Raw genomic sequence first — 12,771 nt, forward strand, 5'->3', positions numbered from 1 at the left:
GGCGACAAGAGGGTGCGTCGATTTTCCTCGAATTGACGACAATTTTTTGCGCCCGTTAACGTCCTGTTTGCTCTGTGCGGGCAAAACTGCCCGAAGACGGACAAGAGGGATCGTGATGTCTCAATTCGGTTTTCCCGCGCAGGCCTTTCGCAATGATCGGAGCACGGGCACATGGGTTCTCGACCCCGATTTCAGCGCCGAGACCGAGGGGCTGGAGCTTTTGGCCGACGGACGCCACGCCCGCATTCTGGACGCGCAAGGGCATGTGCGGGCCGAAGGGCTGATGACCGCCGATATGCCGATTTCGCTTGAGCGCGAGGGGGAAGCGATCCGCCTTGACCGGATCGAGATCGGCGGCAGCCTTCAAATGTATCTGCCTTCGCGCCCGATAGAGTCTGGAATCCCTTATACCGAGGTAAAACCCTCATTTATTGGCGCGCGCCCCGCCAGTCCCGAAGAAATTGCCGAACTGCCCGCGCTTGGTGCCGGCACGATGATCGCGACCGACGAAGGACCACAGGCAATCGACTGGTTGCGCCCCGGGGATCGCATTCTGACCCGCGACAACGGCTATCAACCGCTATTGTGGCTGGGCCAGCATGTAGTGCCGCGCCGCTCTCCGCCCGAGACGCGCCCGCTGGCGGTCCCTGCAGACCAGTTCGGCGCGAATTACCCCAATGCGCCCCTCACCGCCTCCGCCGCCCTCGGAGTTCTGTTGGCCGGAACCGAGCTGGAGCTTTGGTTTGCCGAACACGAGATGCTGGCGCGGATCGAACATCTGAGTGCCGATCCTGCCCCCGCCGAGGGAAAGCAGATGATGTATACGCTGCTTTTTGACGCACCTGAAATTGTTCTGGCGAACGGGCTTTGGGTCAGCTCCGTCCATGCGGACCCCAATTATATCTCGCTCCTGCCCGACAGGGTGCGCGGCGTTCTGGGGCCGCGCCTGATCAATCCGCATGAAGCCCCGGCCCGCGGCTGGATGGCCGATTGGGAGGTTGCCATGTTCAAACGCGAACGCTCGGCGCGCAAAAACCTTATCGCCGCCTGACAAAGCACAGCTTTCGGGTCGCGCCGTCTGCGCCCAGGTCCTAGTATGGGGCCGAAACGAGGGCCGCCATGACACCTGCCGAAGACCGATACCACTATAAGCTGATCGCGCGCGCCATTGCCGAAATCGACGCGGCACAGGAGAATGGCGCGCCGCCTTCGCTTGACACACTGGCCGCGCGCCTTGGATTGAGCGCCGCGCATTTCCAGAAGGTATTTTCGGCTTGGGTCGGCGTCTCGCCCAAACGCTATCAGCAATACCTGACCCTCGATCTGGCCAAGCATCTGCTGGCGAAGCGCCTGCCCCTCGAGACGGTCGCACATGAGGCGGGGCTTTCAGGCACCAGCCGACTCCATGATCTTTTGCTTCGATGGGAGGCGATGACCCCGGGCGAGTTTGCCCGTGCAGGCGGCGGCCTTGTTATCAATTGGGGAACATTCGACACGCCCTTCGGCCCCGCCATCGTCATGGCGACCGCACGCGGCATCTGTGGCATGGGGTTTTGCGCGGATATGGGAGAGGACGCCTGCTTCCGTGACCTCGCACACCGCTGGCCCGAAGCCACCTTCCTCCACGCCCCCGCCAAGATCACCCCTTGGGTCGAGGCCATTTTCACGGCCTCCGGCCAAGCCCCGCTTTTGCTGGTCGGTGCGCCGTTCCAGATCAAGGTCTGGGAAGCGCTGCTCGCCGTTCCCTCGGGCCAGGTCACCACCTATTCCGACATCGCCAGCGCCATCGGTTCCCCCCGCGCGGTGCGCGCCGTCGGCACCGCCGTCGGGCGCAACCCGATCTCCTATCTCATCCCGTGCCATCGCGCCCTGCGCAAATCGGGCGGACTTGGCGGCTATCACTGGGGGTTGCCGGTCAAGCGCGCACTGCTGGCATGGGAGGCCGCCCGCGCCGACGCTTGAAACGCGCGAAAATCCGCCCGCTCGCGGCAAGTTCAGTGGCATCCCGCCCGTGATCTGCGCTAGACACGGATGAAAGCCCCGCCAAAGGGGGCGACCGTGAAAGGCATAAGCGTATGACGACCCGAGTAATCCTGCCGCTTCTGGCAAGCTCTGCAATTCTGTTGGCGGGCTGCATGGACAACCGCAACCCGGATGGCAGCCTCAACCCGAATGCAAACCGCAATCAGGCGGCGATTGCAGGGGCCGTGATCGGTGGCATCATCGGCAACACAGCCGGCGGTGATGACGACCGTTTCGCGAAAACCGCGCTTGGCGCCGCAGTCGGCGGGATGATCGGCGGCGCGATCGGGGCGAACCTCGACCGGCAGGCGCAGGAGCTTGAACAGAGCCTGACCACCGATGGCGTGCGTATCGTCAACACCGGCGACCGCCTTGTCGTGACAATGCCGCAAGATGTGCTGTTCGATGTCGACAGCGCCTCTGTCCGGCCTGCCCTGCGCGCAGATCTGAACACGCTGGCGGCCAGCCTTAACCGCTATCCCGACACACATCTGCAAGTGATCGGCCATACCGACAACACGGGCGACGCGGGCTACAACCAGCGCCTGTCCGAAGACCGCGCGGATTCGGTCGCCTATGTGCTGATCTCGGCGGGCGTCACCAGCAGCCGGGTCTCCTCGATCGGGCGCGGCGAGGATTACCCCGTCGCCTCGAACCTGACGGCAGACGGCCGCGCGCAAAACCGGCGCGTCGAATTCGTCATCATCCCGAACCAGTAACCAACGGATGGCCCCTTCGGGGGTCTTTCCCATTGCTCATTTCTGTTTCCGGTCATAATCTTTTACCAGATGGGAGAGGATTATGCCGTTTCAGAAAATCGAATCCGAGAAACTTGCCTCCGCCGTGGTCCGGCAAATCGAGGATCTGATTCTCAAGGGAATTCTGCGCCCCGGAGAGCGGCTGCCCTCCGAGCGAGAGCTGTCCGAACGGCTTGGGGTGTCGCGCCCGTCGCTGCGCGAAGCCATTGCCGAGTTGCAGGAAGCGGGACTTCTGACGACCCGCGCGGGCGCCGGCATCTATGTGGCCGAGGTTCTTGGGTCGGCCTTTTCTCCTGCGCTTATCCGGCTTTTCGCCACCAATGACGAGGCGGTATTCGACTATATTTCCTTCCGTCGCGATCTTGAGGGGCTGGCCGCTGAACGCGCCGCGCATCTGGGTTCCGACACCGATCTGGAGGTCATCCAGACGATCTTCGACAAGATGGAAGTGGCTCACGAAAAGCGCAATCCCGCCGATGAGGCCGCGCTGGATGCGCAGTTCCACATCGCGATTATCGAGGCCAGCCATAATGTCATCATGCTGCATATGATGCGCGCGATGTTCGACCTGCTGTCCGAGGGCGTGTTCTACAATCGCTCGGTCATGTTCCGGAACCGCTCGACGCGGGATTCCCTGCTGGAACAGCACCGCGCGATCAACGAAGCGATTCAGGCCCGCCACGGGGCCGCCGCCCGCGCGGCCGTCGCCGCGCATATGGATTTCGTCGACATGGCGATGAGCGAGCAGCGCAAATCCGAGAAAAACGAGGCCACCGCACGCCTGCGCCTCTCGGCGAAACAAACCGCAAAACTACATCGCTAAAACAAAAAACCCGGCACCAAGGCCGGGTTTTTCGATTGTTTTGACAGTGCGCTTAGTGCATACGCTGCTCTACTTCGCCGATGGCCACGTCGATCAGGCCAGCCCGATCTTTCGCCGTCATCTGCTTGGCCAGCAGGTCGCCAGCGGCTGCAACAGCCACCGTAACCGCACGGTCCTTGACTTCTTTAAGCGCCGCAGCTTCCGCCGAAGCGATCTGATCTTCGGCAGCCTTCAGGCGGCGTGCGATCGAAGCTTTCAGCTCGATCTTGGCCTGCTCGGCAGCCGACATCGCGTCACGCTTGGCGCCAGCGACGATCTCGTCAGCCTGCTGCTGAACCTCACGCTGCTTGCGCTCATACGTCGCAAGAACAGCCTGAGCCTCTTCGCGCAGCGCACGGGCCTCTTCGAGATCGGCCTTGATGCCCGCGGCACGCTTGTCGAGCATATTGCCCAGAAGCGTCGGAACCTTCGCCTTAAGAACCACTGCGACAAACAGCAGGAAGGCGATCGTCACCACGAAATCGGTGTTCCGCAGCGAGAAGAACGGGCCAGAAGCAGCCAGCGCGGGCTGAGCGGCGAGAATGAGAAGGACAGAAAGTTTCTTCATCATCTTACCCTTTCAACCGGTCGCTGACAGCGGCAGCCACGGCTTTCGCGTCGGCTTTGCCACCCAGAGCGGCAACGATTTCGGCGGCGGCGTCTTTGGCAACAGTCTCTGCTGCCTCAACTGCACCGGCGCGGATCTCGTTGATCCGGGCTTCCGATTCAGTCGCACGCGCTGCGATCTCGGCGTCAGCCTTGGCAATCGCGACATCCAATTCTTTCTGAATGTCGGCGCGCGCCTCGGCGGCGATTTTCTGAGCTTCGGCACGGGCATCAGCCAGCGCCTTCTGGTAGGCGGCTTCCGCTGCCTCCGCTTTGCCCTTCAGCTCTTCGGCAGCAGTCAGATCACCGGTGATCGTTCCCTGACGATCCGCCAGCACCGAAGCGATGCGCGGCAGAGCGATGCGGGAAAGCACCCAGTAAATCACGACCAGTGCAACGACGAGCCAGAAGATCTGGTTCCCGAAGGTCGAGAAGTCGAGTTGCGGCATACCGGCGGATTCGGCGGCGTGGCCAGCTGCGGCTGCCGCGTCATGTGCCATTTCGGCCGCTTCGTGTTCGTTAGCCATGTCGTCCCCCTGGACCCTTCAATTACCGGATGGGCCTGTTCAGGCCCATCCGACCGCAAGGATGCGAAAAGGGATCAGACGGCGAACATGAGCAGAAGCGCGACGAGGAACGAGAAGATCCCCAGAGCTTCCGCAAACGCGATGCCGATGAACAGGGTCGCGGTCTGGCCAGCAGCGGCCGACGGGTTGCGCAGAGCGCCCGACAGGAAGTTGCCGGCAACGTTGCCCACACCAACAGCAGCCCCACCCATGCCCATGCAGGCCAGGCCAGCGCCGATGTAAGCACCCATTTGTACGATATCGCCTTCCATGTTCGTTACTCCTTGAGGTTGGAATTGGCAGAATTAGGTTTTCGGGGACCCGGACCTTAGTGATGCGGATGCAACGCGTCTTTCAGATAGACGCAGGTCAGGATCGTGAACACATAGGCCTGAATAAAGGCCACGAGGACTTCGAGACCGTACATCGCCGTGATCGCGAGGATCGAAAGCGGCGTCACGGCAATCCCGATGCCCGACATGAGGATCAGCGGCGCGAAGGCTGCGAACACTTTTATAACAGCGTGGCCAGCCATCATGTTACCCGCAAGACGAATGGAGTGGCTGACGGGACGCACGAAGTAAGAGATCACCTCGATCAAGGCAAGCACGGGGCGCAGCGCCAGCGGTGCCGACGAGACCCAGAACAGGCTCAGGAAGCCTGCGCCATTCTTGACGAAGCCAACGATGGTCACGGTCGCGAAGACCAGAACCGCCAGAACCGCCGTCACAGCAATATGCGAGGTGGGGGTGAACGCTTTGGGCAGCAAGCCCAGGAAGTTCGAGAACACGATGAACAGGAACAGCGTAAAGATATAGGGGAAGAACTTGAGACCGTCCTTGCCCGCAACGTCTTCGACCATCTTGTGGATGAAGCCGTAGGCCAGTTCCGCAATCGACTGGATGCGGGTCGGCACAATGGCGCGACCACGGGTGCCGATCACCAGCAGAAGGAAAATCGCGACCACGGTCACCGCCATCCACAGCGAAGCATTGGTGGGGGTATACCAGTGAACCGCACCTTCTCCGAAGAGCGGCTTCACGATGAACTGATCCATCGGGTGGAACGCGAGACCTTCGCCAGTAGCTTCCGACACGTCTATTTTCCCTCTTCATCGGCTGCTGTCGCGGCCGCTTCTTTTTGCATCTCTTGTGCGGAGCGGATCATAACCTTGATCCCTGCCGCCAGACCGAGGAGCGTGAACAGCACCATCAACCACGGCTGCGTGCCCAAAAGCACATCAAGCCCGTATCCGATGCCGAAGCCGATCCCCAGCCCCGAAACCATTTCGATGACCATCCGCCAGGCCATATTCGCCTGAGACATCTGGTCTTCGATCTGCGGCTTGGCGGGCTCCCTCGCCCGCTTCACCTCCGAGATCCGTTTTTCCAGCGCCGCAAGGCGTTCGGGATCAGGCTCATCAGAGCGGTGATTGGACATGGTCAGCCCCCGCAGAAACTTGCGCGTTTGATAGACGTCACAGGGTCGTGAGTCAATTACGTTAGCGCCCGACCAACCCTTTCATAACCCATTGTTAAAAAACGATTTTGCGAAATTCAGCCAGCGAGACTTCCGCGCTGCGGCATCAAGGCGGAGGAATTCAGCCCGTTTTTCTATATTCAACCGATCGGTTGACGTTTTGTGCGCGGCAGGTCATCAAATCCCAATGTCCTACGCGCCGCGCCCCAGCCTTGATGCGATCTTCGCCGCCCTCGCCGACCCGACCCGTCGCGCGATCCTGACGATGCTTTTGGAAGACGACATGGCCGTGACCGATGTCGCGGCCCCGTTCGAGATGTCGCTTGCCGCAATTTCCAAGCACCTGACAATTCTGGCAGATGCCGGGCTGATCTCACAGGAAAAGCGCGGGCGGGTGAAGTGGTGCAAGCTTGAACCCCACGCGATGCGTGATGCAACGATCTGGATACAGGGGTTCGGGCAGTTCGAACCCGTCGATCTGGACGCGTTCGAACGCTTTTTAGAGGCCGAGTTCGGCCAGCCCGACGCGCAATCTTAAGCCCCGTGGCTGCGGTCGTAGCGATTGACCTCTGACCCGTGCCAACCTGCGGGGGCCGATTTCGGGCGGTAGACCTCGACCAGCATCGGGTAGCAGGCGGCCTCGTCCGAGCTATGTTCCGACGAACAATCGCCGCCCGGGCAGGCCGACATCGCACCGAACAGATCGGTCTCGGCAAAGAACTCAAGGTAATCACCGGGCCGCACGGGGCTGGCCTTCATGAAATACTGCCCCGTATCGCGGGTAAAGCCCGTGCACATAAAGACGTTCAGAACGTCATGCACATGCTTCTCGGCCTCTTCCAGCGTCATCCCCCGCGCCTTTGCGACGGCCCGCGTCAGGTTCGAATGGCAGCAATGATGATATTGCCCGCCATCGGACAAGAGGCAATGCGTATAGGGATCGCATCGCGTGCCGATCACATCATGAACCGAGCCGCCGAAGTCGTCGAACCCATACCAGTCAAGCGTGTCATCCGTGATCGTCGCCAGCGGACGCAGGGTCGGAAAGCTGCTCCACATCCGGTCGCCGGTGGACAGATGCGTGCCATGCAGCGCGCGGGTCTTGCCCGAATAGAACCGCTCGCTCATATCCGCCGACCAGATATTCAGGTCCCCCACCTGCGGCCCTTCGATCGAGACGATACGGAAGAAACATCCGGCGGGCACGTTAAAACAGGCCGCCTCGCGCGCGGGCACAACGACAGACTCGATCTTCTCCCAGCCCTCACGCGCGGCACGATAGGCCGCGACGTCGGGCTTGGGCAGCGTTTCGACCGGGTAGCAGATGACCGGCGCCACCTGGCGGCGCGCCTGAGCATCGGACGGGGCGGGATGTTCGGGGGTATCGGGTTTCATTCTGGCCTCTGGATTTTTGCCCACCCTGACGGTGAATGCCACCGGAGGCCAGAGGAATTTATCGCGTGCCGTAATAGCCGAACATCTGGTCAAGCGCTGAAAGCGGCTCATCGGGCCTGGCTGCGATCGGCGTGGCGGGTTCGGGCGCATAGTATTCGATCACTGCAGCCACGAGGCGAACGGACGACAATTTCTGTGCCATGGGGACACTCCGATAGTTACTCCCTCCCTGCGCAGAAGAGTAACCGATCCGCGCGCGCGACCTCCGCTCTTTACGCAAATGCGCCATGATCATGCTGCATTGCGGCATTTTCACGATTTTCTGATTCGCGCGAATTGCTCTTGGTGGCAAAGCGTGTATGACAGGGGAAAGTAATCATCGTCCGATTGCCATGCGCTCCCTGTTGTTCCTGCTGCCCGCTCTTGCCCTTGCGGCCTGCGCCCCCCCCGATCCAGGTGAGGTGTCGGTCGCACTGAAGGGCACGGAACTGGCGCATTGCTGCGACAATGCCGAGTTCTACCCGCCCCCCGTGATGAAACTGGCCGACCCGCTGATGCCGCTTTTGGGACCGGTATTCGGCAATGTGGTGTTCCGCGAGGGCTATCTTGAAAAGCCCTCCGCGCGGCAGGCCATCGAGGCTCGTTTGCAGCCGATGGACATGCTGGTGCTCAGTTCGAAAAACCGGCTGTCGGGGAAAACACTGCCGGGGCTTTTCGGTCATGCGGTGATCTATCTGGGCGACGAGGCCAGCCTGCGGCGCTCCGGTCTCTGGAACGACCCGAGGATCGCACCCCATCACGCCGATATTCGCGCGGGCAAAACCTATATCGAGGCAGATACAAATGGCGTTCACCTGTCGGATGCAACGCACGCTCTGGCCACCGATGCCTTGGCGATCCTGCGGCTCAAATCCGGCTGCGGCACGGACAGATGCGCCCCCGCCGAGGTGATAGAGACACTCGGGCGGGACTATGACTTCCGCTTCGAGGGCGAGGACCATTCAAAGCTTTACTGCACGGAACTTGCGCAAATCGCCCTGCCCGGCCACGAAATGCCCAAGCGGCGCCTGTATGACTATAACCTGATCCTGCCCGATGACGTGGTGGCGCTGGCAATCGCGGGGCGCTCGCCGATGAAGCTCGTCAGCTATTTCAGCGGCACGGCCGGCAAACGCTGGCACGAGAGCGGGCGCAAAGGGCTGTTGCGCGATATGAAGTTCTGGTGGGACGAGGCGCAGAAACCGCCCAATCTATAAATCAAAAGGCCCGGGGTTTCCCCCGGGCCTTCTGATTCGAAACCAGCCGCCGATCAGACGACGCGGCTGACCATCATCTTCTTGATGTCGGCAATCGCCTTCGCCGGGTTCAGCCCCTTCGGGCAGGTCTTGGCGCAGTTCATGATCGTGTGGCAGCGATAGAGCTTGAAGGGGTCTTCAAGGTTATCCAGGCGCTCGCCCGTCGCCTCGTCGCGCGAGTCGATGATCCAGCGGTAGGCGTGCAGCAATGCCGCCGGGCCGAGGTATTTGTCGCTGTTCCACCAGTAGCTTGGGCACGAGGTCGAGCACGATGCACACATCACGCATTCATAGAGACCGTCCAGCTTTTTGCGGTCTTCGATCGACTGACGCCACTCTTTCGCGGGGCGGTTCGTCTTGGTCTCGAGCCACGGCATGATCGAGGCGTGCTGCGCGTAGAAATGCGTCAGGTCCGGGATCAGGTCTTTCACCACCGGCATGTGCGGCAGCGGGTAGATTTTGACATCGCCCTTGATCTCGTCGAGGCCATAGATACAGGCCAGCGTGTTGATCCCGTCGATGTTCATCGCACACGACCCGCAAATCCCTTCGCGGCACGAGCGGCGGAAGGTCAGCGTCGGGTCGATCTCGTTCTTGATCTTGATCAGCGCGTCCAGAACCATCGGGCCGCAGCGATCCATATCAAGGAAGTAGGTGTCGATACGCGGGTTTTCACCGGTATCCGGGTCCCAGCGGTAGATCTGGAATTTACGGACGTTCTTCGCGCCCTCCGGCTTCGGCCAGGTCTTGCCGACGCGGATCTTCGAGTTCTTGGGAAGCGTGAACTGAACCATTGTTCATCCCTTTCGGTTAGCGGGAATAGAGCGGTCGCGTCGGAAGCTGACCGGATCTGTTATAAACGCAGCGAGTGTAGACCTCGTTCGGGTCGCGGCCCATATCGGTGGAGAGGCTCAGCGTCATATCGATGTTGCTGATGACCTTGCCATCCTGATTGATGCCCATCTTCGCTTCGCCACTCAGCGGCTTTTGCATGGCTTGCTCGGCGCAAATCCGCTCTGCCTCATGGACAGGAAGCGGAGCGCAAGCGGCAAGGGCGAACCCCGCCGCCAGCAATGCGCCATATGCAACCCCACGCACCATCAGAACGTCCGCGCTTTCGGCGCGATTTTCTTCAGGTCGATGCCGCCTTCGGCTTCGGTGGTAAGCGGGTCCTTGATGACCGGACGATACTCCAGATCCACCTTGTTGCCGGAAACGCGGCTGATGGTGTGGACGCGCCAGTTCTCGTCGTCGCGGGTGGCGTGGTCTTCCGACGCATGCGCCCCGCGGCTTTCCTTGCGGGCCTCTGCGCCGACGATGGTCGCCAGTGCGTTCGGCATCAGGTTGGTGAGTTCGAGCGTTTCCATCAGGTCCGAATTCCAGACCAGCGACCGGTCGGTCACGGCCAGATCGCCCAGCTTTGCGGCCACGTCCGTCATCTTCTCGACGCCTTCTTTCAGCGTCTTGTCGGTGCGGAACACGGCGGCATCCGACTGCATGGTGCGCTGCATCTCAAGGCGCAGCTCTGCGGTCGGGATCGCGCCTTTCGCATAGCGCAGACCGTCGAAGCGGTCGAAGGCCTTGTCGATCGACGCCTGGTTGAGCACCGGATTGGCGGCGTCCTTGTCGACAACCTTGCCAGCGCGGATCGCGGCGGCGCGGCCAAAGACCACAAGGTCGATCAGCGAGTTCGAGCCCAGACGGTTCGCACCGTGGACCGAGGCGCAGCCCGCCTCGCCCACCGCCATCAGGCCCGGAACAACGCGGTTCGGGTCTTTTGCGGTCGGGTTGAGCACTTCACCCCAGTAGTTCGTCGGAATACCGCCCATGTTGTAGTGCACGGTCGGCAGAACCGGGATCGGCTCTTTCGTGACGTCGACGCCTGCGAAGATCTTCGCAGATTCCGAAATCCCCGGCAGACGCTCTGCCAGCGCTTCGGCGGGCAGGTGCGACAGGTTCAGGTGGATGTGGTCGCCGTTTTCGCCCACACCGCGGCCTTCGCGGATTTCCATCGTCATGCAGCGGGACACATAGTCACGCGGCGCAAGGTCTTTGTAGTGGGGCGCATAACGCTCCATGAAACGCTCGCCTTCCGAGTTGGTCAGATAACCACCCTCGCCGCGCGCGCCCTCGGTGATCAGGCAACCCGAGCCGTAGATGCCGGTCGGGTGGAACTGCACGAATTCCATGTCCTGCATCGGCAGACCCGCGCGGATCACCATACCGCCACCGTCGCCGGTGCAGGTGTGCGCCGAAGTGCACGAGAAATAGGCGCGGCCGTAGCCACCCGTTGCCAGCACAACCATCTTCGCGTTGAAGACGTGCATCGTGCCATCGTCGAGCTTCCAGCAGACAACGCCCTGACACTGCCCGTCGTCGGACATGATCAGGTCGATCGCGAAATACTCGATATAGAACTCGGCGTTGTTCTTCAGCGACTGGCCATACAGCGTGTGCAGGATGGCGTGGCCGGTGCGGTCAGCCGCCGCGCAGGTGCGCTGCACGGGCGGACCGTCACCGAATTCGGTGGTGTGACCCCCGAAGGGACGCTGGTAGATCTTGCCTTCTTCGGTGCGCGAGAACGGCACGCCGTAGTGCTCAAGCTCGTAAACAGCCTTGGGGGCTTCGCGCGCGAGGTATTCCATCGCATCCGTATCGCCCAGCCAGTCCGACCCTTTGACGGTGTCGAACATGTGCCATTGCCAGCTGTCCGGCCCCATGTTGCCAAGCGACGCGGCGATCCCGCCCTGCGCGGCAACCGTGTGCGAGCGCGTCGGGAAAACCTTGGTCACACAGGCCGTGCGGAGACCCTGTTCAGCCATGCCCAGCGTCGCGCGCAGACCGGCACCGCCAGCACCCACGACCACGACATCGTATTCATGCGTTTCGTATTGATAAGCAGCCATCTGTCAGTAATCCCGTCTCAGTGCGCCATGATGCCAAGGAAGAAGCCGATCAGCGTCAGCTTCGCGAGTGCGTAAAGCACAACCGCGGTCACAGCGTAGGAAATCGAATAGGCGACGATAATGCCGGCCTTGCGGGCAGAGCCTTGGGCGTAATCCTCAATCATCATCTGCGCGCCTTTGGCGAAGTGGCGCATACCGACGACGGTCACAAGCGCGGTCAGGATCGCCGGGAAGGGGCGCGAGAAGGTCGCGATGACGGCTTCCTGCGGGGCGCCGATGGTCGAGCCGAAGACGAACAGGAACACCGGCACGATGAATGCCAGCCCGACGGCGGACATCGTCATATACCAGTGATGCTCGGTGCCGGTGCCCGAAGCGCCTTTGCCCTCGGCGCGTTTGCGTGCGGTCAGGTAACGCATGAATGCCTCCTCAGACCAGAATGACAGTGACGATGGTCAGAACCACCGAACCGATAATGCAGGCCAGACCGAGTTTCTCGGCCGTTGCGATCTCAAGCCCTTTGCCAGCGTCGAAATACAGGTGACGCAGACCGGCGAGGTAGTGATACCAGACCGCCCAGATCGAGCCGAAGAACACCAGCTTGCCGAACCACGAGGTCACGACAGCATTTGCCACTTCAAAATATTCGGGGCTGGTTGCCGCGGCCAGAAGCCACCATGCGGCAAGAATTACGCCCACGATCAGCGCGTTGCCCGTGATCCGCGTCAGGATCGAGGTCAGCGAGGTCAGCTGCGGGCGATAGATTTGGAGATGCGGGGAAAGGGGCCGTTCCACCCGTTTCACGTCTGCCATAATGGGTCCCTCTGTCGCTATGCCCCGAGGACGGGCGGGCGCGCGAATGGGCGCTCGCGGTCCGGGGCT

Annotated in this window: 18 protein-coding genes; 6 read left to right on the forward strand and 12 right to left on the reverse strand. The window is 61.5% G+C overall.

Annotation, left to right across the window (positions count from 1 at the left end):
* Nucleotides 1-115: 115 nt before the first annotated feature.
* The 4 genes from RYZ20_RS05710 to RYZ20_RS05725 all read left to right on the forward strand — a co-directional run bounded on the left by RYZ20_RS05710 (nucleotide 116) and on the right by RYZ20_RS05725 (nucleotide 3,603).
* The gene (locus RYZ20_RS05710) at nucleotides 116-1,051 is read left to right on the forward strand and encodes a Hint domain-containing protein (protein ID WP_317671208.1); all 936 of its coding nucleotides are present in this window, start codon (nucleotides 116-118) and stop codon (nucleotides 1,049-1,051) included.
* 68 nt (nucleotides 1,052-1,119) lie between these two features.
* Nucleotides 1,120-1,962 (forward strand): methylated-DNA--[protein]-cysteine S-methyltransferase, encoded by an 843-nt coding sequence (locus RYZ20_RS05715; RefSeq protein ID WP_317671210.1) that lies wholly within the window; start codon nucleotides 1,120-1,122, stop codon nucleotides 1,960-1,962.
* 113 nt (nucleotides 1,963-2,075) lie between these two features.
* The gene (locus RYZ20_RS05720) at nucleotides 2,076-2,741 is read left to right on the forward strand and encodes a YiaD family glycine zipper/OmpA-like lipoprotein (RefSeq protein ID WP_317671212.1); all 666 of its coding nucleotides are present in this window, start codon (nucleotides 2,076-2,078) and stop codon (nucleotides 2,739-2,741) included.
* Between the two features lie 82 nt (nucleotides 2,742-2,823).
* Nucleotides 2,824-3,603, forward strand: coding sequence for a FadR/GntR family transcriptional regulator (locus tag RYZ20_RS05725; protein WP_317671214.1), 780 nt, complete (start codon nucleotides 2,824-2,826; stop codon nucleotides 3,601-3,603).
* A gap of 52 nt (nucleotides 3,604-3,655) precedes the next feature.
* On the opposite strand, the gene RYZ20_RS05730 is transcribed toward RYZ20_RS05725, so the two are convergent.
* The 5 genes from RYZ20_RS05730 to RYZ20_RS05750 form a co-directional block, all read right to left on the reverse strand.
* Complete coding sequence (locus RYZ20_RS05730) at nucleotides 3,656-4,210, reverse strand: F0F1 ATP synthase subunit B (protein ID WP_317671216.1); 555 nt, start codon at nucleotides 4,208-4,210, stop codon at nucleotides 3,656-3,658.
* 4 nt (nucleotides 4,211-4,214) lie between these two features.
* The gene (locus RYZ20_RS05735) at nucleotides 4,215-4,775 is read right to left on the reverse strand and encodes a F0F1 ATP synthase subunit B' (RefSeq protein ID WP_411572315.1); all 561 of its coding nucleotides are present in this window, start codon (nucleotides 4,773-4,775) and stop codon (nucleotides 4,215-4,217) included.
* Between the two features lie 74 nt (nucleotides 4,776-4,849).
* Nucleotides 4,850-5,086, reverse strand: coding sequence for a F0F1 ATP synthase subunit C (locus RYZ20_RS05740; protein WP_009157477.1), 237 nt, complete (start codon nucleotides 5,084-5,086; stop codon nucleotides 4,850-4,852).
* Between the two features lie 56 nt (nucleotides 5,087-5,142).
* Nucleotides 5,143-5,910: a F0F1 ATP synthase subunit A gene (locus RYZ20_RS05745; protein ID WP_317671221.1), complete on the reverse strand. Its 768-nt coding sequence runs from the start codon at nucleotides 5,908-5,910 to the stop codon at nucleotides 5,143-5,145.
* Between the two features lie 2 nt (nucleotides 5,911-5,912).
* The gene (locus tag RYZ20_RS05750) at nucleotides 5,913-6,254 is read right to left on the reverse strand and encodes an AtpZ/AtpI family protein (protein WP_317671223.1); all 342 of its coding nucleotides are present in this window, start codon (nucleotides 6,252-6,254) and stop codon (nucleotides 5,913-5,915) included.
* Nucleotides 6,255-6,480: 226 nt separating this feature from the next.
* Here RYZ20_RS05750 and RYZ20_RS05755 point away from each other — a divergent pair, with 226 nt between their 5' ends.
* A complete protein-coding gene (locus tag RYZ20_RS05755) occupies nucleotides 6,481-6,831 on the forward strand; it encodes an ArsR/SmtB family transcription factor (RefSeq protein WP_317671225.1) in 351 nt (116 codons plus the stop codon).
* Here RYZ20_RS05755 and RYZ20_RS05760 read toward each other — a convergent pair.
* Both RYZ20_RS05760 and RYZ20_RS05765 read right to left on the reverse strand, forming a co-directional pair.
* Nucleotides 6,828-7,688 (reverse strand): urea carboxylase-associated family protein, encoded by an 861-nt coding sequence (locus tag RYZ20_RS05760; RefSeq protein WP_317671227.1) that lies wholly within the window; start codon nucleotides 7,686-7,688, stop codon nucleotides 6,828-6,830. The two genes, RYZ20_RS05755 and RYZ20_RS05760, sit on opposite strands and share 4 nt — an antisense overlap.
* Before the next feature lie 58 nt (nucleotides 7,689-7,746).
* Complete coding sequence (locus RYZ20_RS05765) at nucleotides 7,747-7,890, reverse strand: hypothetical protein (protein ID WP_317671229.1); 144 nt, start codon at nucleotides 7,888-7,890, stop codon at nucleotides 7,747-7,749.
* Nucleotides 7,891-8,080: 190 nt separating this feature from the next.
* Here RYZ20_RS05765 and RYZ20_RS05770 point away from each other — a divergent pair, with 190 nt between their 5' ends.
* Nucleotides 8,081-8,944: a YiiX/YebB-like N1pC/P60 family cysteine hydrolase gene (locus RYZ20_RS05770; RefSeq protein WP_317671231.1), complete on the forward strand. Its 864-nt coding sequence runs from the start codon at nucleotides 8,081-8,083 to the stop codon at nucleotides 8,942-8,944.
* 53 nt (nucleotides 8,945-8,997) lie between these two features.
* Here RYZ20_RS05770 and RYZ20_RS05775 read toward each other — a convergent pair whose 3' ends face one another.
* The 5 genes from RYZ20_RS05775 to sdhC are packed head-to-tail and all read right to left on the reverse strand — an operon-like array spanning nucleotide 8,998 to nucleotide 12,702.
* Nucleotides 8,998-9,777 carry a succinate dehydrogenase iron-sulfur subunit gene (locus RYZ20_RS05775; RefSeq protein WP_317671233.1) on the reverse strand — a complete coding sequence of 260 codons (780 nt, stop codon included), beginning with the start codon at nucleotides 9,775-9,777 and terminating at the stop codon, nucleotides 8,998-9,000.
* A gap of 16 nt (nucleotides 9,778-9,793) precedes the next feature.
* A complete protein-coding gene (locus tag RYZ20_RS05780) occupies nucleotides 9,794-10,084 on the reverse strand; it encodes a hypothetical protein (RefSeq protein ID WP_317671235.1) in 291 nt (96 codons plus the stop codon).
* The gene (gene sdhA / locus RYZ20_RS05785; RefSeq protein WP_317671237.1) at nucleotides 10,084-11,889 is read right to left on the reverse strand and encodes a succinate dehydrogenase flavoprotein subunit; all 1,806 of its coding nucleotides are present in this window, start codon (nucleotides 11,887-11,889) and stop codon (nucleotides 10,084-10,086) included. Before sdhA ends, RYZ20_RS05780 begins: the two co-directional genes overlap by 1 nt.
* 17 nt (nucleotides 11,890-11,906) lie before the next feature.
* The gene (locus RYZ20_RS05790) at nucleotides 11,907-12,308 is read right to left on the reverse strand and encodes a succinate dehydrogenase, hydrophobic membrane anchor protein (protein WP_317671239.1); all 402 of its coding nucleotides are present in this window, start codon (nucleotides 12,306-12,308) and stop codon (nucleotides 11,907-11,909) included.
* 10 nt (nucleotides 12,309-12,318) lie between these two features.
* Entirely contained in the window at nucleotides 12,319-12,702 is a 384-nt protein-coding gene (sdhC, locus tag RYZ20_RS05795; protein WP_317671241.1) for a succinate dehydrogenase, cytochrome b556 subunit, read from the reverse strand.
* Between the last annotated feature and the right edge of the window lie 69 nt (nucleotides 12,703-12,771).

The organism is Pseudothioclava alba, assembly GCF_033100795.1.
Lineage (GTDB): Bacteria > Pseudomonadota > Alphaproteobacteria > Rhodobacterales > Rhodobacteraceae > Pseudothioclava.